This is a genomic window from Helicobacter sp. T3_23-1056 (assembly GCF_053654535.1).
In genome coordinates this window covers 18,337-41,020 of the sequence record NZ_JBSIUU010000023.1, presented here as the reverse complement: position 1 = coordinate 41,020, position 22,684 = coordinate 18,337, and the positions used below count along the sequence as shown (strand labels likewise).

Here is a 22,684-nt window from a genome sequence, read left to right as displayed (position 1 = left end):
CTACCAGAGCTTGAGGTATTGCCTCGCCCGGGTTTTTGGATTGTTACTCCTCCTACTAGCACTTTTATATTATCTGTGCCATCTTTGTTTGTGAGAGAGCTATTGCCTTCTAAAAACACTTCAGGTGGATTATTCCCAGCATTATTGCCTTTTTCCACACTACCCACTTCCAATTTGGCTCTATAGCTGGTCCCACTGCTTGATGTTATCCAAAATTCTGTTACTCTACCACTTGAAGTGCCACTACTATCGATGATGAGTTTGTTGATTTTATTGGTAGAAGTATCACCAACCCGAATCGTAAGGACAATTTTGTTATGAGCATTTGGCGTCCCACTGATATTTCGCACGATTAGCGTATCTGCGTTTATGGAGGACACTGCACAATTACCATCTCCACTTATGATACATTGTCCATTTGCACAAACAAGGTTTGCGCTATTCCGTGTTGCGCTTGCACCACATAAGTTAGCATTTGCAAAATCCACAACAATGTTTATCAATAATAAAAAAAGCGACTTTTTCATATTAGCCCCATTTTACTTTCACAGTTTGTTTATTTTATTGACTATGCTTTTTTGCATAGATTGCGTTTGATATTTCAAATCCACACGCTAGATTTTGCTTTCGTTTGTTGGTTTTTAGGGTTATCTCTGTTTCTTGTAAAACCTCGATATGACAAGCAATCCCACCTTCCCTTGCAGAGGGGGAAAAGTGGCAACTCCGCAAGTGGAGGGGGTAATTTCTGTCATTGCGAGCATTGCAACGCAATGCGTGGCAATCTACTATAAAAAATTACCAAATAACGCTTTTTTATAGTTTTTGGTTATAGATTGCCACGAATCGCTAGCGCGATTCTCGCAATGACGAACTAACATTGTCATACGGAGGCTTTGCAAAAAACAAAATATCTCTAAAATTCAAACAGAGATATTTCGCGCTCAATATGACAAGAAGTTGGATTGCCACGATTTTGCGACTTCTTACAAAGTCGCAAAATCCCGCAATGACTAAGCAACATTGTCATATTGAGGTTTCGCAAGAAACCGAAATATCTCTATTTACATTGTGGATTTAGAGACATTTCGCTTTTTTGCAAAAATCTTAAGTATGACAAAACATAGATTGCCACGCGGATTTTGCAAAATCCGCTCGCAATGACTATTTTTTGGGATTTACCCACCCCCTAGCCCCCTCCGCAAGGGAGGGGGGAAAGTGGCAACTCCACAATGGGAGGGGGTAGCTTCTGTCATTGCGAGCATTGCAACGCAATGCGTGGCAATCCACAATAAAAAATTACCAAATAACGCTTTTTTGTAATTTTTGGTTATAGATTGCCACGAATCGCTAGCGCGATTCTCGCAATGACGAACTAACATTGTCATACGGAGGCTTTGCAAAAAACGAAGTATCTCTAAAATTCAAACAGAGATATTTCGCGCTCAATATGACAAGAAGTTGGATTGCCACGATTTTTTGGAATCTACCCACCCCCTAGCCCCCTCCGCAATGGGAGGGGGAATACTCGTCATTGCGAGCAAAACACAAGACTTGCGTGGCAATCTATTACCTTGCAAGTCTTGCTCCCAATGACAAAGCCCATCTTATTCCCTACTTACTTTTGATTTTCTCATTTTTCTGCCGTATTTGTCCTTTTTGCTAGATTTTACATACTGCCCCTCATCATCATAATAGCCCATTATATTGTCAAATCGATTGCTTCTAAAGCGATAGATTATCATCGCATTTGCGTGAAAAACGCCTGATTTTAGTTGCCCTTTTTCCCAAAACTGCTTATCTAGATACACATAGCCAGCCTCCGCTGCGATTTCTAGTCCGCCAAAAAGTCTTTGGGATACTCCCACGCCTAGCGAATATACATTTTTGATGAAACTTGGCTCATAGCTAAACGCACCATTATCAAGCGAAATACTTTTTAGTGAGTTTTTGGCTAGCCCTGCGCTCGCTTTTGCTAGCAAAGTAGTGCGCCATAGTCGCACGCCTGCTTCCACACCAGCATTGAAAAACCCTAGATGATTTTGCGGGATATAGTCTTTTTGGAGGGTATAAGCATAGTTTGCCTCTATGGAGGGGGTAAGTAGCAGGGCAAAATTATCCCCTAGCCCAAAGCTAAAATCTTTTTTTAGCCCAAACGAAGCCACAACGGAGCGTTGAAAATAATCGCTGTAATATAGATTTGCCTTTGTCCATTTGCTACGAAACTTTAGCCCTATGTCATAGCCGTATTCCTGCCCAGATTCATTTAACTTTTGTTTGGTGTAGTATCTCGCAAAAAATCCGTTTTGAAATGCCCCTACGCTAATGGTATTTGCCAATCCATAATCATAGGCTAAATATGTCCCCTCGTAATTATGTAGCATATTATAGATTAGCATCGTGTTGGTATCGGCGATTTTGGCAAGGTTGGTATAGGATTTTCGCTGTGAGAGTAGGTTATTTAGGGTTATGGTTTGAGAATTTAGCGCGTTTGCATTGCTCGGGTTTGTAGAATTTGTGCTATTTGTGGGGGAGTTGCTTTTGTTTGAAGTTTGCTTTTGTGCTAGCCATTGTGTGTAGGGTAAATTATCTACTATGACATATTTTTCGTGTTCTTTATTTTGTATGATGATTTCTACTTCTTTACCATTGGTATCGATTTTGAAAAAGTTTTCTTTTCCTCCATTTACCCCTGCTACAACCTCTTTTATGGTTAGTTTAGAATTATCCATTTTATAATAACCCGCACCCGTGTAGGCTTTGTCTATGAGGGTTTCTGTGTTGGTGCGCACTGGACCTTTTATACCTCCAGCAGCTTGTCCATTGATAGTGATTTTGCCTTGCGCATAATCGCCATTTACATACACTTTATCAGGTATAGTCGTGATGATATTTACCCTGCCTATACTTTTTTTGTCAAAATCATCGATGACAAGTTCATTATCATTTAGCCCCACTAGCATAATGTCTATGGTGTTATTAGTATCTACGCTGATATATCGTATGCGACTTTTCCCGCCAAAAGAAGCCGCAAGCGGCACGCCATTTGTGAAATTTAGCCAGCCTATATCTACGCCATTTGCCACTAGCTTGCCTCCGCCTGCTACGCCCACGCCACCGATAAATTTATACCCATTAGCGATGCTTAGCCCGCTTAGTAGGCAAAAAAATGCGACTGCTCTATAAACGCTCAAAATAGATTTTGATTTTGATTTTGTTTTAGATTTCAATGTCTGTCCTTTTGGTTTAGATTTTGGTGTTTTATGCTTGATTTTGATTAGATTTTGACTTTTTAGCGATAAAGGCTTTTTGTTTGCAATAAATATGCCAAATCTATACATTTCGCAAAAAATGTTGAATTTTACCAAAAAAAAAAAAAAACGCGGAACAAAAACACGAAATATGACAAGAAATGTTGTCATTGCTAGATTTTGACTTGCCAAAATCGTGGGAAGCTATGGATTTTTTATTTGTGTTTTCTGTTTTTTTTTGTGTATTTATTCTGTGTTTTTGTATTTTTGTGTGTTTTTTGTATGTTTTCTTTCTGCGTTTTTTTTGTGTTTATTGCGTTTTTTGTGTCTTTTTTTTGTATTTTTTTCTGTGTGTTTATTGCATTTTTTTGCGAATGTGGATTTTGCATTTTCCACCTCTTTTTTGTGGAGGTGGCTAGGGGGTGGGCGTCATTGCGAGCGCAATTTATTGCGCGTGGCAATCCACAATGAAAAATTGCCAAACAACGCTTTTTTGTAATTTTTGGTTATAGATTGCCACGAATCGCTAGCGCGATTCTCGCAATGACAGAAAATAACAAAAAAGTAGAATCATATTAGATTCCCACGCGGATTTTACAAAATCCGCTCGCAATGACGCGCAAAACATTGTCATACAAAGCTTTGGCACAAGTAAAATATCTCAAAATATTTTTGTATTTTTTGCTTACCCCTTGACAAGCCGTTTTTTTTTTTTTGTATTATTGTGGCTTAGTGGATTGGCAAATGCAAAAACATAGCTAAAAAGCCAATACCTAACCACGCAAAAATAGCGCAAAAAGGAGCAACAATGAAAAAGTCCTCACAAAACGCATTAGCCAAAAATCGCTTCACAAAATTTACAAAAAACGCCCTATTTTTAAAAGCAAAGGCAAAAATAAGCCCAAACATAAAAGCAAAATCCCCATACCAACTCATCGCAAAATCTTACAAGATTTTCGCGCTTTTTGCGCTATGTATCGCCTCTGTGGCAAACATATCGCTAGCCAAACCCACAGAGCAATCTAGCAAAATCAACGCCCAAATACAAGAAATCCAAAACAACTTCAAAACCAAAATCAACAACCTAGAATCTAGGCTAAACATCACCATAGAAGCGGAGCGCAGAAACAAAGACAAAACCAAAAATCTAAGCGGGACAGACTATGAGATTTTGTATAGGCGGTTTGAGGATAAAAAAGAGCATGTCAAAGAAATGGGCGCATATCACACCAAAAACACGCAAGACAACGCACAAAAGGCAAAAGATAAAGCAGGGCAATGGGGGCTTGAGAGGGAGTTTGGTGAGATGGAAAAAACTCTAGCTAGGGATTCTAGCTCGTTTGTAGCGCAGATGAATGAGTATAAAAAACGGCTAAATTCTCTAGCAAAAACCCAAAATCACTCCAACCAAAAATCCGCCTACAAAGAAAAAATGGAATGGATAGTCCAAGAATTTGACAATGAATATGAGGATATTTTGTTTGATGTGTATAGCGTGTTTGTAGAAAAAATCAGCGCGATTTTGGGGGGAAAATAAGTTTTAGGCAAGGAAATAAGGCTACTACTTTTCTTTTTGGCTTTGTTTGCTAGATTTGACTTTTTGGCATTGAGAATGTATAATTTGCGCTAGCTTTCAAATAGAAGCTATCTAATCTAAGTGTGAGCTAATAACTCAATGGCTTAGAGGGGCTTTGCCCTTAGCAGTTTGAAAGCTCTTGTTTTTTGATAGATTCCCCTTAGAAAAATACATAGTCTTAAATGCCAACTCATTTGCTTTTTTACGCACACTCTCTACCACTACATAATACCCGTTGATTTGCCTGCCACTTACTAATACTTCTTGTCCTAGATTATCTTTTGTTACAAACGATATATCTGCTTTGTCAGCATATTCTATCCATTTGCTTATATGCGTGAGAGTGAGGGGGATACTCTCATTTTTGTTTGCGTGGCGATTTAGGGCGTGCTTTATCTCATAGCTTGATATGGTGCGCTTGACTTTAGGGTATCTAAACCCTAGCTTTGTTGCTTTTTGTGTCTCTAAAATGTCTATGGCGATTTTTCTCTCTTTTTTCAAAACCCATTCTAAAATCTCTTCGTTTAGATTTTCTCTACCAACCACAAACATTTTTTGCCACAAACATTTTTTGTCCTTTTTGTGGGCTATGTTTAAGCGCGTTTATCAAGCGTTTGACATTATTTTTTTGCATCTTACTTCCTCATCGAGTTTGCGACTACTATGAGGGAGGATAGGCTCATACTTAGTGCTGCGACAAGGGGGATAATAAACCCGCAAAGTGCTAGCGGAATCAAAAGTGCGTTATACACAAGGCTTATGATTAGATTTTGCTTTATGCGTGCGTAGGTGTTTTTGGCGATTTCAAACGCCCTGCCTACGCCATCCAAACTACTATCTAGCACCACCACATCGCTTTGGGCGATAGCGATGCTATATCCCCCTCCCATAGCGATGCCCACCTCCGCGCTTTGCAATGCCAAAATGTCATTTAGCCCATCGCCTATCATCACGGCATTTTTTTGAGCGCGGATTATATCTAGTTTATCATTTGGGAGTAGCTTTGCGTGCCATTTTGTGATTCCTAATTTTTGTGCGATAGATTCTACCACGCATTGCCTATCACCGCTTATGAGAAGGATTTTTTTGCCATCTTTTTGTAGGTTTGAGATTAGCTCTTTTGCGCTAGGTTTTAGGCTATCTTGGAGGAAAAATAAAAAATCGATTTTGGCAGAATCTATCGCAGTTTTTGTCGCGTTTTTTTGAGCATTTGGGGTTTGTTGCGTTTTTTGCGTGGCGTTCGTGGCGTGTTGTGTAGCGGTGGATTTTATCGCACAGGCAAATACACTCATTTGCGGAAAATCTAGCGCGATTTTTTGGGCTTCATCGGTGTTTATGCCCTGTGCTTGCAGATATTCTAAGCTACCGCCTAGCAGGGTCAAAGTCTTGCCGTTTTTGGATTCATAGATTCCATAGATTCCGCGCTCTTTGGTTTGTTTAGCTTCTTTTAGGGTTAGATTTTGCAAGGTTTTATGTGCTAGATTTTGTGCATTTTTGCTAAGGCTTTTTTGTGCGAAATCTTTTATCGCTATGGAAATGGGGTGCGTAAAATGGCTTAGAAAATCTGCTAATAAGATTTTGGCAAAATCGCTTTTTTCTAGCCCGCTAAAATCATCGCCAAAATCACTTTCAAGATTTTTTTCAAAACCCCCACCAAAATCACTGCTACGATTTTTTCTAAAATCCACCCAAAAATCATCGCTAAGATTCTCCCCAAAATCCACGCCCAAATCTAGCACCAACTCTTTTTTCACTTCTAGTTTGCCCTCTGTAAGCGTGCCTGTTTTATCAAACAACACCACTTCGCATTTGGCAAGCGTTTCTAAAAATTTTGCCCTTTTAAATAGCACTCCCTGCCTAAACCCACGCGAAATCCCCACCACGCTAGCCATAGGCGTAGCCAAAGCTAGCGCACAAGGACAAGAAATCACTATCACCGAAATCGCAATAATCAACGCCTCTTGCGCCCCTGCATAACGCCACCAAAACAAAAATCCACATAGCGCGATAAATAGCACCACGCGGGAAAAATGCTTTGATAGCGCGTTTGCTAGATTTTGTATTTGTGGCTTTGACTCTAGGCTTTCTTCAAGCAGTTTTATTATATTGCTCATCGTAGAATCCGCATAAGTCTTTGCCACTTCATAGCGGAAACTATCTAGCGCGATAGAGCCAGATAGCACCTCATCACCGATATTTTTTGCCACAGGCTCGCTCTCTCCGCTTAAAGAGCGCGTATCGATATTGCCATCTGAGAGCATTATCCCATCGCAAGGTAGCATCTCCCCCTCTCGTATGTGGATAATATCGCCCTTTGCTAGCTCTTTGCTATCTTTTAGGGTGGTTTTTGCAGAATCTAGCAAGTTTGCAGAATCTTTAGATTCCACTAGGACGGCGTTTGGGAGTATGTGTTGGAGTTTATCTAGGCTATCGCCTGCCAAAGCCTTTGCACGCATTTCTAAAAATTTGCCACTAAAGACAAAAAGCACTATCATTGCCACGCTCTCAAAATAGGGCTCACCAATTTTTGCAAAGCTCGCATACACCGAATAAATAAAAGTCAAACTAGCCCCAAACGCTACCAAAAAATCCATTCCCATAAAGCCCTGCTTTAGCCCATAATACGCCCCTATAAAAAACACCCTACCCGTATAAAAAAGCACAGGGGTAGCAAGCAAGCAGGATATGACATTTAGCACAGATTTCATATCCGCGCTCATTCCTTTGAAATACCCTGTGTATTGGGCTATGGCAACCATCATAATACTCATCGTGCAAAACACACCCACCACAAAGCTAGTGAAATATGACTTATTTTGGGCTAAAAGTAGGTTTTCTTGCGCGCTTGGGTCATAGATATGGGCTTCATAGCCCATAGATGCGATGATAGCAAATATGGAGGATAGCTTTATCACGCTTGGGTTAAAAAGGATTTTTGCCTTGTTGTTTGTGTAGTTTATGCTTATTTTTTCTATGCCTGCTTGTTTGGATAGCATAGCTTCATTTAGCCACACACACGCAGCACAATGAATGCCCTCAATGATAAGATTTACTTCTAATAAATGATTAGATTTTTTATTTGTGTGTTTGTCTAAGAAATGTGCTTCATCAAGGTAGCTAAATCGCTGATTTTTAGCTTTTGGGGTAGAATCTAGGCTAGATTTTACTCTTTTAGATTCTGCGGATTTTGTGGATTTTTGGCTTTGATTTATGCTTTGCGTGGTTGATTTTGTGGATTTTGTGGGGGCAGAGTTTATGGAGGTGGATTTTGCCAAATCCACAGGGCTTAGCGTATGTCCCCCCAGCCTATCATAAAACCCGCTAAGCCCGCTTTGTGCCAAAAGCATATACACGCCCTCACAGCCATTACAGCAAAAATATAGCTCTTTGTTGCTTTTGTCAGTGTCATTTAGTATGACTTTTTTTAGGGATTTTTTGTCGTATTCTAGTTGGCAGTGGGAGCATTTGATTTTTTCATTTGGGGCTTGCATTTTGGATTCTTTTTAGACGCGTTTTAGAGTCGCGGTTTTTTAGGCAAATCTACACAAAAAACAACGCTAGCAAAAAAGCACCATAAAGCGTTTGGTTTTGCTGATTTTGTGGCAAATGATTTTGTGGCGTGCTTGATAAATGCTTATTTTGTTTATTTGGCAAATTTGGCAATATGCTTGAAGTGTGGATTTTCACAAATGGCGAAGCACAAAAAAAGCTAAGCAAAAATCCCAAAATCCCCCCGCACACCACTTGCAAAATCGTGTGCTTTTCTAGCAAGATACGCGACTCTCCCACCGCTACTGCTATGATAAATGCTGGAATCCCAAGCCTACTTCCATATCGCTTTTGCAAAAATCCTACCGCTGCAAACGCGCTAGAAGTATGCCCGCTAGGAAATGCCTCATAAGATTGCCATCTAGGGCGTTTGGCAAAATCTAGGGCATTTGGCGCATAAGGGGCGGCAAAATATAATGCGTATTTAATGACATAAGTAGCCCCCACCACCGCTACCCAGCCCATAGCCTGCTGTCTAAAACCTAAAAAATCTTTGATGATAAGCGCGTAGCCTAAACTTGCTACGGGGAAAAATTGCGCAGAATTTGAAAAAAACTTCATATATGAGTGTGGAATATAGCCAAAAAAATCTTTATTTTTTTTTGTGGCGTCTTGCTTAGATTCTTGCGTGTCCTGTGGGGCTTGTGATGGGGGATTTGCTGTGTGGTGTGGCGTTAGTTGTGTGTCTGTGTTTGGAGCTGATTTTGTGGGGGTTTGGGGATTTGAAGTAGCGTTTATATCTGCTTTTGCTAGACCAAAAACTATGCACACTGCCAATACTTTAATAGCCGTTTGTTGTAGTATTTGCTTCATTATTAAGCCCCTTAGATTTTGCGTAAAAACCCAAAAATTTGATATTGCAAAAATTTGCAAGACACACATTATACACCATCAAAATATACAGCTTAAATTTTATGCCAACTACACTACAAAATCCAAAGGTAAAAATAGTTGTATATGCAACTATTTAGAATCTAATTTATATATTTTTGCTATAATCCCACATTTTTACTTCACAGATGCGCGTTAATATTCGCGCTAGATTTTGCAAAATTGTTAAGAATTGTCTTGCTTAAAAGAGCTTAAAAGAGAATGTAAAGAGAGAGAATGCAAGAGAATAGAAGGAGCAATGAAGGAGCAATGTATGTTTAGATTTAAAAATGTCGTTTTTATGTCTTATTTCTTTCTTGTAGCGGTGTTTTTGATAGCCTGTAGCGATGGCGACAAAGGCGGACAAAAAGGTGCATTGCCTGTCCATACCATAGAAATCACACAAAGCAATATCCCCCTAGAATTTGAATACGCAGCAAGGCTAAAAAGCGTGCAAAGTGCCGATGTGTATGCACGCGTAGAGGGGATTTTGCTTAGCCAAAATTTTAAAGAAGGCGACATAGTCCAAGAAGGACAGCCACTATTTCAAATCGACCCCAAACGCTATCAAGCACGCGTAACTATGGCTAGAGCGCAGTATGATTCTGCCAAAGCAAATTTAGACAAAGCAAGGCGCGATTGGGAGCGCACAGAAGCCCTATACAAGCAAGGTGCGCTTACCATAGACACCTATGATAACGCGCTATATAACTACCAATCCGCAAAAGCAAATGTAGATAACACCAAAGCAAGCCTAGATGACGCGCTTATCGATTTAGGCTACACAAAAGTCGTGGCTAGCTTTACAGGTAGAATCGGTATGCGGAGATACGACATAGGCGCGCTTGTGGGAGCGCAAGGGAGCAATGTGCTATCCACACTCACGCAGCTAACGCCCATTTATGCAGAGTTTGCAATCCCTAGCAATGATTTTTACTACATAAGAGATTTGGAAAAAACCAATGTCATAGCCCAAGTGATTTTAGGAAATGACAAAATCTATGACACGCTAGGCGCGCTAAATTTTGTAGATTCTGTAATCGACCAAAACACATCTTCAGTCAAAGCCCGCGCGATTTTTGACAATGAAAAATACACGCTTGTGCCAAATGAATTTGTGCGCATAAAGCTAGAGGGGTTTGAAGCAAAAAATGCCGTAGCGATTCCACAAAACGCGCTGTTGCAGGATTCTCAAGGTAGCTATGTGTATGTGATAAAAGAGGGCAAAGCACATATCGCACGCATAACTCTTGGCAAAATGCTAAAAAATGGCTTAGTGCTTGTCATAAGCGGGCTAAAGCCAAAAGACACACTTGTAACGAGTGATCTAACCAAAATCTCTCAAGGCTTGCCCCTAACCTCAAAAGGTAGCACCACGCAAGCTACACCACAAAATCAAACACAAAATCCACAGCAAAATCCTGCGCAAAATTCACAAAATCCACAAAAATAGCAACAATAAATGCTATTTACAAAAAAGTTACGAAGCGACAATAAAAACAAGGCATTTCTAAAATGAGATTCTAAGGATTTCAAATGTTCTCCAAATTTTTCATCAATCGCCCTGTGCTTGCTATGGTGATTTCTATCATCATCACGCTTACAGGGCTTATTAGCATTTTTAAGCTAGGCGTGGAGGAATACCCCCAAATCACCCCTGTGGAAGTGGTGGTCTCAGCCACTTATAGCGGGGCTAGCGCGGAAGTGATTGCCAACACGGTGGCAAGCGTGCTAGAAAATTCCATTAACGGCGTGGAGGGAATGCTCTATATGCGCTCCACCTCCACTTCTAGCGGGAGTTTTTCTATCAATGTGTCTTTTTCTAACGACACCGACCCCGATATGGCGACTATCAATGTCAATAACCGCGTCCAAGCTGTCCTCTCTCAACTCCCAGAAGAAGTCCAGCGACTAGGCGTAAATGTCCGCAAGCGAAGCTCTACCATACTTGCGGTTTATACGATGTATTCGGACAATCCCGCGCACGACCAGCTTTTTATCTACAACTACTCTGCCATAAACATTGTCGATGAGATTAAGCGCGTGCAGGGCGTGGGCGATGCGAGCACCTTTGGAGAGTCGGCGTATTCGATGCGGATTTGGCTAGATTTAGACAAACTCTCTCAAAACAACCTAACTCCCGCCGAAGTAGCCCAAGTCATCAAAGAGCAAAACGCGCAATTTGCCGTAGGGCAGTTTGGGCAAGAGCCTATGAAAAACAAAGTCGCTTTCACTTACTCCATAAGCACGCAGGGAAGATTCTTAAATCCAAACGAATTTGGCAATATCATTATCCGCTCAAATTCTGATGGGAGCGCGTTGCGCGTGCGCGATGTCGCCACTATCGAGCTAGGGGCGAAGTATTATGATGTCGATGCCAAAATCAATGGCAAAGCAGGGGAATCTTTTGGCGTGTTTTTACAGCCCGGGGCAAACGCGCTTGCCACCGCAAAAGCGGTAGAGGAAAAGCTCCAAGAATTAAGCAAAAACTTCCCTGATGGCTTGCACTACACCACAAGCTATGATACGACTAAATTTGTCTCTATCTCTATCAAAGAAGTGGCAAAAACTTTCATCGAAGCGATAATTCTCGTTGTGGTGATAATGTATTTTTTCTTGCAAAATTTCCGCGCTACGATTATCCCTGTGATTGCGATTCCTGTGTCGATTATCGGGGCATTTGGCGGGCTATACGCGCTAGGATTTAGTATAAATTTGCTTACGCTTTTTGGGCTTATTTTAGCCATTGGAATCGTAGTCGATGACGCAATCATTGTTATTGAGAATGTAGAGCGGATTTTGCACGATAAGAGTGAAAATCTCTCCGTAAAAGAAGCCACCATAAAAGCTATGGGCGAAATGCAAAGCCCCGTGATTGCTATCGTGCTGGTGCTTTGCGCGGTGTTTATCCCTGTGGCGTTTATCGGGGGCTTTAGTGGGGAGATTTATAAGCAGTTTGCCATCACTATCGCTGTGTCGGTGGTGATTTCAGGCTTTGTCGCACTCACACTTACCCCTGCACTTTGCGTGTCGATTCTAAAGAAAAAAGAGCCAACGCCATTTCTAGCCGTGCGCAAATTTAACGAAGTCTTTGATAACCTCACGCATAGATTTGGCGAAACGATTGCTTTTACGATGCGTAGGGCTGTGATGATGATAGCTATCTTTGTGGCGATTTTGGTGGCGACTTTTGGGCTATTTTCCTCGCTCTCCACAGGGCTTGTGCCAAACGAGGACAAAGGTGATGTGATAGCCTCTGTGCGCTTGCCCCCTGCGAGTGCGCTATGGCGGACAAATATCGTAGCGGACAAAGAGCTAGAGATTTTGCAAAATAATCCAAATGTCAATTCTGTGATGATGATTATCGGCTATGATATGCTCTCTTCTTCGGCGCGAAGCAATGTGATTACTTCATTTATACAACTAAAGCCGTGGAGTGAGCGCAAAGGTGCGGGGCAGGATTCTTTTAGCGTGGCGGGTGCGCTTACAGGGGAGTTTAACGCCAAGCTAGAAGCAAGTGGCTTTGTGCTAAATCCGCCCGCGATAATGGGAATGGGGCTAGCAGGGGGCTTTGAAGTCTATCTGCAAAATCGTGGCAATGGCGATATAAAAGAACTCCAAAAAAATGCAGATATGCTTGTCGCAGAAGCGCGCAAACGACCAGAGCTAAATCCAATGACGGTTAGAAGCTATTTGGACGCTACGATTCCCCAATACTTTATCACGCTAGATAGAGAGAAAGCAAAGGCGTTTAATGTCAATATCAACGATGTTTTTACCACTTTGCAAAGCACTTTTGGGAGCTATTATGTCAATGATTTTAACCTCTATGGTCGCACCTACCAAGTCAAGCTCCAAGCCCAAAGTGAATTTAGAGAAAGCCCAGAGGATTTTAACCGCGTCTTTGTCAAGTCAAACGATGGCAACCTTATCCCCATAAGCGCGCTTGTGGATTTTGAGCGAATCGTAAATACAGATATTATCGAGCGGTTTAATCTATTCCCCGCAGCCAAACTCACAGGAAGCCCAAATGCGGGCTACTCTAGCGGAGACGCGCTAAAAGCCATCGAAGAAGTCGCCCGCGAGATTTTGCCAAGCGAATATACCATTGCACATTCTGGAATGAGCTATCAAGAAAAGGCTAGTAGCGGAAGCGCGTTTGTGGCGTTTGGGCTAGGGCTAGTGTTTGTGTTTTTGATACTTTGTGCGCAATATGAGCGGTGGCTAATGCCCCTAGCCGTGCTTACCGCTGTGCCTTTTGCGGTGTTTGGCGCGAGTGCGGCGGTGTTTGTGCGGGGGCTAGAAAATGACATTTATTTTCAAGTGGGCTTAGTTACGCTTATCGCGCTAAGTGCGAAAAATGCGATTTTAATCGTGGAGTTTGCCCAGCATTTGCGCGAGGAAGGCGGGCTTAGCATACTGCAAGCCGCCATACAAGCCGCCAAACTACGATTTCGTCCCATTGTGATGACTTCGCTTGCATTTAGCATAGGCGTGTTGCCTTTGGCTCTCTCAAGTGGGGCAGGCGCAGCAGCGCGCCACGCTATCGGCACGGGCATCATCGGCGGAATGCTTGCCGCGACATTTATCGCTATCTTTTTTATCCCGCTATTTTGGAGCTTCATAGCCCAGCTTGGCGAAATCATCAAGGCAAAATTTGGAGATAGCCAAAATCTACCAACGCCTACAAAAACAACGCCCACTAACGCCAACAAACACTAACGAAAACTAACTAAAACTAACTACAAGGATTCTACATTGTTGCGATTTTTTGTTGGCAGAATCCAAGCATTGCCCTATCTCACATAAATCAAATATTTCATCGCATTTTGTCATTATTAGCGTATAATGCGAAGTTTATTTGCCAACTACTAAAATCTAAAAACATAACCTCCCCCATAAATTCCGCCTTTTATTTATCGTTAGCGCAATGCTATACAAGGAGTTGCGATGCCATTTCACACAAAAAAATCTTGTATAGGATTTTTGCGCAAAAATCCTATACAATCCCTTGCTACGCGCTATGCAAGCCATTCTATGCAAAGGGTGCTAAAGCGCAGTTTCAAAGTGCGCTTGCAATCTAGCGAGATTCTCCCAAATGGCAAGCCTACGATGCTCTATATCCACATTCCCTTTTGCCACACGCTTTGCCCATATTGCAGTTTCCATAAATACATTTATGATGAGGGCTTGGCGCGCGCGTATTTTAAGGCGTTAAGAGAAGAGCTAACAATCATTAAGCAAAAAGGCTTTGATTTCCACACGCTTGTGGTGGGTGGCGGGACTACGCTTATCAATGAGGACGAACTACTAAAGACTTTGGAGCTGTGTAAAAAGCTCTTTGGCATACAAGAGATTTCGTGTGAGAGCGACCCTACGCATATCGCGCCTGCGCAATTAGAGCGATTTAAGGGGCTTATCACAAGGCTTAGCTGTGGGGTGCAGAGCTTTGATGATGAGATTTTACGCAAAATCGGGCGGTATGAGAAATTTGGCTCAAGCGCGCAATTACAAGAAAAACTCGCAAAAGCGCAAGGAATCTTGCCAACTTTAAGCATTGATTTAATCTTCAACTTCCCAAACCAAACTAAAGAGCAACTTTTGCGCGATTTAGCTATCGCCAAATCACTAGGCGCAGAGCAAATCACCACCTACCCGCTTATGCGCTCCGCACTCACACGCTCCAAAATCCAATCCGCGCTAGGCGTGGCTCTAAGCGACAATGAACGCGAATTTTATGAGCTTATCTGCGCGGAATTTAGCGGGTGGAAGCGCAACAATGCGTGGGGGTTTGGCAAAATAGATTCTCATAATGGCGTGAATGAGGATACCCCACAAAGCAATCTAAGCGATGAATATGTAAGCTCCAATCATCAATATTTAGGCGCGGGCAGTGGGGCGTTTAGCTTTATAAATGGCAGGCTTTATATCAATACATTTAACCTCAAAGACTACTGCGAGGCTATCGCGCACAAGCGCAACGCAAATATGGCAAATGCGGAGTTTAGCAGGCGCGATATTTTGCGCTATGTGTTTTTGTGCGAGCTCTTTGAGGGTAGGATAAATGTAGCGGAGTTTAACGCAAATATGCAGTGTAATTTGGAGCAGGATTTGGCGTTAGAGTTAGCGGGATTGCGCGTAAGCGGAGCGATAACAAATGCGACAAATAGCGCGGGGGAGAGGATTTTGCAATGCACGGATTTTGGGCATTATGTCTGCGTGGTGCTGATGAAAGAATTTTACGCGGGAATGGACTTGGTGCGCGCGACATTTCGCGATGAGGCGAGGCTAGGAAATGCGCAAAAAGAGGAACTCCAAAGTCAAAATAGCGTTAATGCTAGCGTGAGCGTCATTGACATTATGAAAAACGCGCACGAATATGCAAAAAATCTTGCCAACGATTCGCAAGCACAAAAGCAAGAAGCCAAGCAAAAAAGCAATACGCCAAGTAAAAAAGCAAGAAGTAAGGATTTTTTAAACGCTACAAAATACAAAAAATAGGCAAAATCTTAGCCACCTAAAATCAACGATAAACGCCAAAATCCGCTCTAGCTTTTAGCCCTCTCTTTGCCCGCTATTATCTTTATCGATAAAATACCCCTTTTCATCGCAGAGGATTTTAGATTGTTTTGCGGTTTTTAGTTCGATTAGGTAGCATTGCTCTAGCGTCTCGGCTTTTGCTCTCTCTATGGGTATTTGCTTCATTCGCAGTGATACTTCCTCCATATCCTCGCACAACGCAGGGAATCCAAACATTACTAATTTATATTGAAAATCCATTTTTGTCCTTTTTGTGAATTTTTTTGCAAGATTTTGCAGATTTTGCACAAATTTTGGCAAGATTTCGCACTATATACTAATAAAACTAACATAAACTTTTTTACAACATTTTTGCGATACAATAACGGCTAAATTTTCCCCCCAAACTAACCACATATACGCTTCACATACAAAGGACATAAATGCCAAACTTTACCCAATCTTTTGTCTCTACGCGCGATTTTTCTAACGCAAAATCCTGTGATTTTGCTAGCGCGATACTTAGCCCAAGCGCGCCAAATAAAGGACTTTGGAGTCTAAGCAAAATCCCTAGTATCGATTTTAGCGCGCTTTTTTCTAAGGTAGAATCTAGCGATTCTAAATACGCCACACTTTGCAAAGAAGTTTTTAGCCATTTTGGCTTAACGCTAGATTCTGCTACGCTAGAAAAAGCCCTTAGCACATACGCTAGCTTTGATGACCCGCTAAATCCAGCCCCCATCACAAGCGTAAAAAACGCGCATTTTTTAGAGCTTTATCACGGAGCTACAAGGGCTTTTAAAGATATGGCGTTAGCCCCTTTTGGCGTGGTGTTTAGCGAGATTGCAAAGAGAGAGAAAATCAATGATTCTAATGCGACAAATTATCTTATATTGAGCGCGACAAGTGGCGATACAGGACCCGCTACACTTCATAGCTTTGCAAACAAGCCAAATATCAAAGTCGTATGCCTATACCCAAATGGTGGCACTAGCCAAGTCCAAGCCCTGCAAATGCAAACCCAAGACGCACCAAATCTACAAGTGCTAGGAATCAATGGGGATTTTGACACCGCACAAAGCCTGCTAAAAAGCCTGCTAAATGATAGCGATTTTCTCTCCGCCCTAAAATCCAAAAACTACGCGCTATCTGCGGCAAATTCTGTGAATTTTGGCAGAATCGCTTTTCAAATCATTTATCATATTTGGGGATATTTTTGCCTAGTCAAAAGTGGCAAAATCACTTTTGGAAAGCAAGTATATAGCATTATCCCAAGTGGCAATTTTGGCAATGCGCTAGGGGCGTTTTTTGCCAAACTATCAGGCTTACCATTAGCAAAAATCATCATCGCTAGCAACCCAAACAATATCCTAAGCGAGCTTATAAAAAGCGGAATCTATGACATTTCACACAAAAAACTACACAAAAGTATCTCACCTGCGATGGATATACTAAAAAGCTCAAATGTCGAGCGCGTGCTTTTCGCACTATTTGGCGCGAAGCGGACAAATGAGCTAATGCAAAGCCTTGAAATGACTTCTAAATACGAATTAGACAAGCAGGAATTAGAAGCATTGCAAGGGCATTTTGACTGCTACTATGGCAGTGATAATGAGACTTTAGGGCTAATAAACAAGGCATATAAAGAGGGCTATATCCTAGACCCACACACCGCATTAGGCTATGGCGCGTATCTAGAGCTATGCAAGAGAGAAAATACCCCAAATGCCATCATTTGCTCCACAGCACAATGGAGCAAATTTGCCCCTAGCGTATGCCACGCGATAGAATCAGCGACAAAAGCAAATGCAGATTTTAGCGACAATCACAAAAAACTAAACGATTTAGAAGCGATAAAAAAAATGCAGCAAAAAGGCGCAAGCATAGGCGAGGAAATCTTAGGGCTATTTGATAAAAAAATCACACATAGCAAAGTGCTAGAACCAAATGCGGTAAAAAAAGAGATTTTAGAGTGGCTGTAAGTTTTAAGATTTTGCATAATTTTGCGTATTTTTGGGAATTTTTTGGGGATTTTTGCGTGGAGGGGATTTTGGTTTTGCATTTTAGTTAAATTTTTGGCTAGATTTTAAGTATAATGCACGATTTGAATATTTCATCACACTTCACTACAAAGGACACAAATGGCACAACAAGATGAACATAAACAAAAAGCTATCGAGCTAGCATTAAAGCAGATTGACAAGCAGTTTGGCAAAGGTGCGCTTGTCCGTCTAGGCGACAAACAAGTCGAAAAAATCGACTCCATCTCCACAGGCTCTTTAGGGCTTGATATGGCATTAGGCATAGGCGGGATACCAAAGGGACGCATAATCGAAATCTATGGACCAGAATCAAGCGGCAAAACCACCCTCTCACTTCAAGTCGTAGCGCAATGCCAGCAAAATGGCGGAATCGCAGCATTTATCGATGCCGAGCACGCACTAGATGTGTATTATGCCAAACGGCTTGGCGTAGATACGGAAAATCTGCTAGTTTCTCAACCCGATAATGGCGAGCAGGCATTGGAGATTTTGGAGACTTTGACGCGAAGCGGGGCGGTGGATTTGGTAGTCATCGACTCTGTGGCAGCCCTCACGCCAAAAGCAGAGATTGACGGCGATATGGGCGACCAGCATGTGGGATTGCAAGCTAGGCTTATGAGCCACGCTTTGCGCAAAATCACAGGTGCTTTGCACAAAATGAATACCACGCTAATCTTTATCAACCAAATCCGTATGAAAATCGGCACTATGGGCTATGGTAGCCCAGAAACCACTACGGGCGGAAACGCGCTAAAATTCTACGCAAGCGTGAGAATCGACATACGCAGAATCGCAAGCCTAAAACAAAATGAGCAACACATCGGCAACCGCGCAAAAGCAAAAGTAGTAAAAAACAAAGTCGCCCCGCCTTTTAGAGAAGCAGAATTTGACATTATGTTTGGCGAGGGGATAAGCAAAGAGGGCGAAATCATCGACTATGGAATCAAACTAGACATCATCGATAAAAGTGGCGCGTGGCTAAGCTACAAAGACCAAAAACTAGGGCAAGGCAGAGAAAACGCAAAACTTGCCCTAAAAGAAAACAAAGCCCTAGCTAGCGAAATCATCGGCAAAATCAAAGAGCAAATCGGCACAAGCGAAGAGATAATGCCATTGCCCGATGAGCCACAAGAGGGCTAATACACGCTAAAATGCGTAAATTTTTGTAAGCATTGTTTTTTGGATTTTAGGCTTATTTTAGATTTTAGGATTTTTAGGCTTTTTGTCAAAATCTAAAATCATCTAAAATTATCTAAAATCGCGGACAATCTAATACGATTCTACTTTTTTTGTCATTTTGTCGTTTTGCTGTCATTGCGAGCGCAATTTATTGCGCGTGGCAATCTATTTTTTCATATTGAAGTTGCTTTTGTCATATTGAGCGTTAGCGAAATATCTCTAAATCCACAATGTAATAGAGATATTTCGGTTTCTTGCGAAACCTCAATATGACAATATTGCTTCGTCATTGCGAGAAGCGACGAGAATCGCGCTAGCGATTCGTGGCAATCCACTATGATTATGTCATTTTCCGTCATTGCGAGATTTTGCGACTTTTTTGTCGTTTTCTGTCATTGCGAGAATCTGCAATTTTGTAAAAAATTGCAGATTCGTGGCAATCTATGACTAAAAAATCGCAAAAAAAAGCATTATTTGGCTATTTGTGATTGTGGATTGCCACGCGGATTTTACAAAATCCGCTCGCAATGACGGGATACTTGGGAGATTAAAAACCCCTTCTTGCGGAGCGGAATCCCATAGATTGCCACGCAAAATTCGCCTACGCTCATTTTGCTCGCAATGACGATACATTGTCATAACTTCGGCTTTTTCAAAACCTTAGTCCGCCAAAAAAACTTGCCCAACTTCATTTCATCTCAACCACACTTACTCTAAATCCTTAAAAACGCCTTGTTTAAAATCCGTTTTTTTTTTTTTTTTGTAGCATACTTGCCGTTGTTTTTGTCGCTTTTGGCGTGGCACAAGCGACAAAAGCGACTACATTAGGTTAAAGAACCAAAATGGATAAAGACTTGCAACACAAACTTGAAAAGTATAAGATTCTCTATACGGCTTATGCCGATGAGATTGGCAATCTGTGGAAACGCTCCATATTTCTAGCCACATTTATGACTTTGGCTTGGGGTGGTTATGGTGCTCTACAATTAAAACACATAGAAAAAGATTTTACAATAACAAATTTGACTTACAATCCCCTTAATCTTAATGTTTATCATTGCACTTCACTTGGACTTTGCCTAATAATTATCGTTTTATCGTTACTTTGGGTAGCTATGGCAAAAGGCTCAAAATTCGTGCAAGAAGCGCACGAAAAACACATTGAAAATTTTTTAGAAAACAATAAAGATTTAAAAGAATTGTTTTGTAAATTAAAAGATTATGAATATTTAAACTTAAGCGACAATTTATTTTGGTTTGGTGTGCTTGGAGTTTTTCGCTACTCACCTAGCAAAATCAATATTGCATTAGGGTGGATTAGTTGCCTGCTAGGTGGTATTTTGTTTATCGTGCATATTGCTAGCATATTTTGTGAAAAATGGTGTTGCATAGGGTTTATCGCACTTGTTGCGTTGCCTATTGTGGTAGCAGTGTTTTTTTGTTTTAAAAACGCTATAAAAGGTAAAAATCCTACCTCCAAATCTCAAAATGAAGGAGGCAGATAAATAAGAGGCAAAAATACAAAAAATGGTGTAAGCAATAAGGTGTGCGATATGCACGAATACTTCACATTTGCATAGCAAATGTATCTTACTTTGATAAAAAGGATAAAAAATGGCAACTTATACTTGTAAATGGTGCGGGGTTCAAGCTACTACCCCACAAGGCATAGTCAATTTTTCTTGCTCCAAAAGCCCACACAAACAACACGAACTAATGAATGCGACAGAAAAGCTTAGTCAATATACTTGCAAATATTGTGGGGTTCAAGCTACTACCCCACAAGGCATAGTCAATTTTTCTTGCTCCAAAAGCCCACATCCAAATAAACAGCACGAATTGCTAGGCTAGTCGCATTATCACAAAGCGGTGGGATTCACACCGCCTATTTTTTTTATTATTTATAGTGGCTTAAAATCTTAAAAGCCACTATAAATAGCCTAAATTCTAAAAAGACTAAATGCACAACTTAAAAACGACTTATTTCTTATCATTTTTTCTAAGATTTATACAAAAAACCGCCTAATTTATTTTCCGTTTTTTTTTTTTTTTGTATTCTTGCGTTTTTTTGCAAAATGTTTTGTAACATAGGGTAAAAGGAGTAAAAATGGAGAAAAACATAGAACTTTTGGAGTCTTTGGAGACTTTGTTTGATTTATACAAATATGATGATTACAAAGATTTTAAGGGGCTAGAGGGAACAAAATGTAGATTTGTGCTTGGCAATGCTAGCGCAAAAAATCCGCTACTTTGCATAGGGCTAAACCCTAGCCTAGCCACTGACAAAAAATCTGACCCTACCATTAAAAAAATACAACAGATTATCAAAAACACGGGAAAATATGATGGACTAATAATGCTAAATATATACCCTCTCATAGCGACAAAGCCTAGTGATTTGCTACAAGATGACTTATGTATCATCGCTTTGGACAACTATCATCATATAGAAAATATCTTTAATTCATACTTAGAAAACGACATTCTTGCTTGTTGGGGGGATAATATTTTGTTAAGAGAATATCTTTTGATATGTCTAAAATGGATTTATGAACTATCTAACAACATAAATCCAAATAGAAAATGGCTCTGCCTAAATCTAACCCAAAAAGGCAACCCCACACACCCCCTATATCAGCCAAATGATTGCGTGCTGATGCCATTTGATATGGCAAGCTACATAGACACTATCAACCTAAAAAACCCCCATCTGTCTTAGTCAAAGACTAACTTGTTTGAGATTTTTTATTAAAAGATATGGGGTTTTTAGATAAATAGCCAAAACCTCTTAGATTTTACATAACTAGAATTTATTAGAAAAATACTTAAGGAAAAAGCGTGAAAAACACCGCTACTCTCTATATCTTTGGCGATACGCACAGCATACAAGACATAGAAAAAATCTTTTTGCCACTAGATTCCTACACCAAAAATGATTTTATCATCATTTGCGGGGATTTTGGCGTGCTGTGGGAGGACAAAGCAGATGATTGTGAGAAATTTTTAGTAAGCGAGTTTGGCAAACTCCCCTGCACGATTCTCTTTATCGATGGCAACCACGAAAATTTCAACCGCCTAGACGCGCTAAAAAATGTCAAAAAATTTGGCGGGAATGTAGGCGAGTATATCAAAGGCAAATGCTACCATCTCAAGCGTGGCGAGATTTACACCATAGCGGGGAAGCGCATTTTCACAATGGGCGGGGCTAGTAGCATAGACAAAGACTATAGAGAGCCAAATATCTCGTGGTGGGAGGGCGAAAATATCACGCCAGCCCAAGTCAAATACGCCCTGCAAAATCTAGCAAACTCCAAAGAGCAAATCGACATAGTCATCACGCACACTTGCCCGAAGTCCTTTTTGCCCCATATTGATAAGCATTTGGCAGTGGATATGAAAATCCACGATGACAACTGCGTGTGGCTTGAGATTCTCGCACAAAAAATCGCGCTCAATCAAAGCGGGACAATCGAATGGTTTTTTGGGCATTGGCACGGGGATTTTGACTTCTGCGTGGAGCTAGATTCTGAAAAATCGCGTTTGCAAATCAACGCGCATTGCTTATATGAGGAGGCATTGCGCATAAGCGTGCAATCTACAAAGTAAAATCTAAATTTTCCTCAAAAGTCTTTACAAGTTGTTTTTTTTTTTTTGTAGAATAACGCTTTTTTGAAAAAACTTTGAAAAATAAAGGAGTGAAA

The 22,684-nt window shown here is 41.0% G+C and carries 21 protein-coding genes and 1 pseudogene; 11 read left to right on the top strand and 11 right to left on the bottom strand.

Going from position 1 to position 22,684, the window contains the following annotated elements; genetic code table 11:
• The 4 genes from ACWIUO_RS10830 to ACWIUO_RS10815 form a co-directional block, all read right to left on the bottom strand.
• On the bottom strand, nt 1-527 hold a 527-nt coding region (locus ACWIUO_RS10830; RefSeq protein WP_454177909.1), incomplete at its 3' end, for a hypothetical protein.
• Nucleotides 528-561: 34 nt separating this feature from the next.
• Nucleotides 562-771 carry a hypothetical protein gene (locus ACWIUO_RS10825; protein ID WP_454177908.1) on the bottom strand — a complete coding sequence of 70 codons (210 nt, stop codon included), beginning with the start codon at nt 769-771 and terminating at the stop codon, nt 562-564.
• Nucleotides 772-1,057: 286 nt separating this feature from the next.
• Nucleotides 1,058-1,183: a hypothetical protein gene (locus ACWIUO_RS10820; protein ID WP_454177907.1), complete on the bottom strand. Its 126-nt coding sequence runs from the start codon at nt 1,181-1,183 to the stop codon at nt 1,058-1,060.
• A complete protein-coding gene (locus ACWIUO_RS10815) occupies nt 1,176-1,385 on the bottom strand; it encodes a hypothetical protein (RefSeq protein WP_454177906.1) in 210 nt (69 codons plus the stop codon). Before ACWIUO_RS10815 ends, ACWIUO_RS10820 begins: the two co-directional genes overlap by 8 nt.
• Before the next feature lie 78 nt (nt 1,386-1,463).
• Between ACWIUO_RS10815 and ACWIUO_RS10810 the strand changes: the two genes are divergently transcribed.
• On the top strand, nt 1,464-1,625 hold the full coding sequence (locus ACWIUO_RS10810; RefSeq protein WP_454177905.1) for a hypothetical protein: 162 nt from the start codon (nt 1,464-1,466) through the stop codon (nt 1,623-1,625).
• Here ACWIUO_RS10810 and ACWIUO_RS10805 read toward each other — a convergent pair.
• Nucleotides 1,605-3,227 (bottom strand): hypothetical protein, encoded by a 1,623-nt coding sequence (locus tag ACWIUO_RS10805; RefSeq protein WP_454177904.1) that lies wholly within the window; start codon nt 3,225-3,227, stop codon nt 1,605-1,607. The genes ACWIUO_RS10810 and ACWIUO_RS10805 overlap by 21 nt on opposite strands.
• Nucleotides 3,228-4,056: 829 nt before the next feature.
• On the opposite strand from ACWIUO_RS10805, the gene ACWIUO_RS10800 reads away from it, so the two are divergent.
• Nucleotides 4,057-4,785, top strand: coding sequence for a hypothetical protein (locus ACWIUO_RS10800; RefSeq protein ID WP_454177903.1), 729 nt, complete (start codon nt 4,057-4,059; stop codon nt 4,783-4,785).
• Between the two features lie 135 nt (nt 4,786-4,920).
• Here the strand turns inward: ACWIUO_RS10800 and ACWIUO_RS10795 are convergent, their stop codons facing one another.
• The 3 genes from ACWIUO_RS10795 to ACWIUO_RS10785 form a co-directional block, all read right to left on the bottom strand.
• Nucleotides 4,921-5,388, bottom strand: a complete 468-nt coding sequence (locus tag ACWIUO_RS10795; protein ID WP_454177902.1) for a PBECR3 domain-containing polyvalent protein — start codon at nt 5,386-5,388, stop codon at nt 4,921-4,923.
• A gap of 71 nt (nt 5,389-5,459) precedes the next feature.
• Nucleotides 5,460-8,315, bottom strand: a complete 2,856-nt coding sequence (locus ACWIUO_RS10790; protein WP_454177901.1) for a heavy metal translocating P-type ATPase — start codon at nt 8,313-8,315, stop codon at nt 5,460-5,462.
• Nucleotides 8,316-8,364: 49 nt separating this feature from the next.
• Entirely contained in the window at nt 8,365-9,186 is an 822-nt protein-coding gene (locus ACWIUO_RS10785; protein ID WP_454177900.1) for a phosphatase PAP2 family protein, read from the bottom strand.
• Between the two features lie 331 nt (nt 9,187-9,517).
• Between ACWIUO_RS10785 and ACWIUO_RS10780 the strand changes: the two genes are divergently transcribed.
• The 3 genes and pseudogenes from ACWIUO_RS10780 to ACWIUO_RS10770 all read left to right on the top strand — a co-directional run.
• Nucleotides 9,518-10,696, top strand: coding sequence for an efflux RND transporter periplasmic adaptor subunit (locus ACWIUO_RS10780; protein WP_454177899.1), 1,179 nt, complete (start codon nt 9,518-9,520; stop codon nt 10,694-10,696).
• An 83-nt stretch (nt 10,697-10,779) separates the two neighbouring features.
• Entirely contained in the window at nt 10,780-13,965 is a 3,186-nt protein-coding gene (locus tag ACWIUO_RS10775) for an efflux RND transporter permease subunit (RefSeq protein WP_454177898.1), read from the top strand.
• Nucleotides 13,966-14,193: 228 nt separating this feature from the next.
• A pseudogene (locus tag ACWIUO_RS10770) lies at nt 14,194-15,570 on the top strand (coproporphyrinogen III oxidase family protein); the annotation flags it as partial.
• Between the two features lie 228 nt (nt 15,571-15,798).
• Here ACWIUO_RS10770 and ACWIUO_RS10765 read toward each other — a convergent pair.
• Complete coding sequence (locus tag ACWIUO_RS10765) at nt 15,799-16,023, bottom strand: hypothetical protein (protein WP_454177897.1); 225 nt, start codon at nt 16,021-16,023, stop codon at nt 15,799-15,801.
• A gap of 182 nt (nt 16,024-16,205) precedes the next feature.
• Here ACWIUO_RS10765 and thrC point away from each other — a divergent pair, with 182 nt between their 5' ends.
• Together thrC and recA are read left to right on the top strand one after the other, a co-directional pair.
• Nucleotides 16,206-17,744 carry a threonine synthase gene (thrC, locus tag ACWIUO_RS10760; protein WP_454177896.1) on the top strand — a complete coding sequence of 513 codons (1,539 nt, stop codon included), beginning with the start codon at nt 16,206-16,208 and terminating at the stop codon, nt 17,742-17,744.
• 159 nt (nt 17,745-17,903) lie between these two features.
• Nucleotides 17,904-18,944, top strand: coding sequence for a recombinase RecA (gene recA / locus ACWIUO_RS10755; RefSeq protein WP_454177895.1), 1,041 nt, complete (start codon nt 17,904-17,906; stop codon nt 18,942-18,944).
• 212 nt (nt 18,945-19,156) lie between these two features.
• Here the strand turns inward: recA and ACWIUO_RS10750 are convergent, their stop codons facing one another.
• Nucleotides 19,157-19,342 (bottom strand): hypothetical protein, encoded by a 186-nt coding sequence (locus tag ACWIUO_RS10750; protein ID WP_454177894.1) that lies wholly within the window; start codon nt 19,340-19,342, stop codon nt 19,157-19,159.
• 88 nt (nt 19,343-19,430) lie between these two features.
• Nucleotides 19,431-19,622, bottom strand: coding sequence for a hypothetical protein (locus ACWIUO_RS10745; RefSeq protein ID WP_454177893.1), 192 nt, complete (start codon nt 19,620-19,622; stop codon nt 19,431-19,433).
• 203 nt (nt 19,623-19,825) lie between these two features.
• On the opposite strand from ACWIUO_RS10745, the gene ACWIUO_RS10740 reads away from it, so the two are divergent.
• The 4 genes from ACWIUO_RS10740 to ACWIUO_RS10725 all read left to right on the top strand — a co-directional run bounded on the left by ACWIUO_RS10740 (nt 19,826) and on the right by ACWIUO_RS10725 (nt 22,589).
• Complete coding sequence (locus ACWIUO_RS10740) at nt 19,826-20,488, top strand: RipA family octameric membrane protein (protein WP_454177892.1); 663 nt, start codon at nt 19,826-19,828, stop codon at nt 20,486-20,488.
• A 109-nt stretch (nt 20,489-20,597) separates the two neighbouring features.
• A complete protein-coding gene (locus ACWIUO_RS10735; protein ID WP_454173931.1) occupies nt 20,598-20,834 on the top strand; it encodes a hypothetical protein in 237 nt (78 codons plus the stop codon).
• Nucleotides 20,835-21,090: 256 nt separating this feature from the next.
• Nucleotides 21,091-21,702 (top strand): DUF1643 domain-containing protein, encoded by a 612-nt coding sequence (locus ACWIUO_RS10730; RefSeq protein ID WP_454177891.1) that lies wholly within the window; start codon nt 21,091-21,093, stop codon nt 21,700-21,702.
• Between the two features lie 119 nt (nt 21,703-21,821).
• The gene (locus ACWIUO_RS10725; RefSeq protein WP_454177890.1) at nt 21,822-22,589 is read left to right on the top strand and encodes a metallophosphoesterase family protein; all 768 of its coding nucleotides are present in this window, start codon (nt 21,822-21,824) and stop codon (nt 22,587-22,589) included.
• The last annotated feature ends 95 nt before the right edge of the window (nt 22,590-22,684 follow it).

Bases quoted from the DNA above. Each gene is read 5' to 3' on its own strand.
- ACWIUO_RS10750 (WP_454177894.1), bottom strand. From the start codon at position 19,342: ATGACGGAAAATGACATAATCATAGTGGATTGCCACGAATCGCTAGCG.
- ACWIUO_RS10800 (WP_454177903.1), top strand. From the start codon at position 4,057: ATGAAAAAGTCCTCACAAAACGCATTAGCCAAAAATCGCTTCACAAAA.
- ACWIUO_RS10790 (WP_454177901.1), bottom strand. From the start codon at position 8,315: ATGCAAGCCCCAAATGAAAAAATCAAATGCTCCCACTGCCAACTAGAA.
- ACWIUO_RS10765 (WP_454177897.1), bottom strand. From the start codon at position 16,023: ATGGATTTTCAATATAAATTAGTAATGTTTGGATTCCCTGCGTTGTGC.
- ACWIUO_RS10745 (WP_454177893.1), bottom strand. From the start codon at position 19,622: ATGACAATGTATCGTCATTGCGAGCAAAATGAGCGTAGGCGAATTTTG.
- ACWIUO_RS10740 (WP_454177892.1), top strand. From the start codon at position 19,826: ATGGATAAAGACTTGCAACACAAACTTGAAAAGTATAAGATTCTCTAT.
- recA (WP_454177895.1), top strand. From the start codon at position 17,904: ATGGCACAACAAGATGAACATAAACAAAAAGCTATCGAGCTAGCATTA.
- thrC (WP_454177896.1), top strand. From the start codon at position 16,206: ATGCCAAACTTTACCCAATCTTTTGTCTCTACGCGCGATTTTTCTAAC.
- ACWIUO_RS10815 (WP_454177906.1), bottom strand. From the start codon at position 1,385: ATGACAATGTTAGTTCGTCATTGCGAGAATCGCGCTAGCGATTCGTGG.
- ACWIUO_RS10775 (WP_454177898.1), top strand. From the start codon at position 10,780: ATGTTCTCCAAATTTTTCATCAATCGCCCTGTGCTTGCTATGGTGATT.
- ACWIUO_RS10785 (WP_454177900.1), bottom strand. From the start codon at position 9,186: ATGAAGCAAATACTACAACAAACGGCTATTAAAGTATTGGCAGTGTGC.
- ACWIUO_RS10735 (WP_454173931.1), top strand. From the start codon at position 20,598: ATGGCAACTTATACTTGTAAATGGTGCGGGGTTCAAGCTACTACCCCA.
- ACWIUO_RS10780 (WP_454177899.1), top strand. From the start codon at position 9,518: ATGTTTAGATTTAAAAATGTCGTTTTTATGTCTTATTTCTTTCTTGTA.
- ACWIUO_RS10730 (WP_454177891.1), top strand. From the start codon at position 21,091: ATGGAGAAAAACATAGAACTTTTGGAGTCTTTGGAGACTTTGTTTGAT.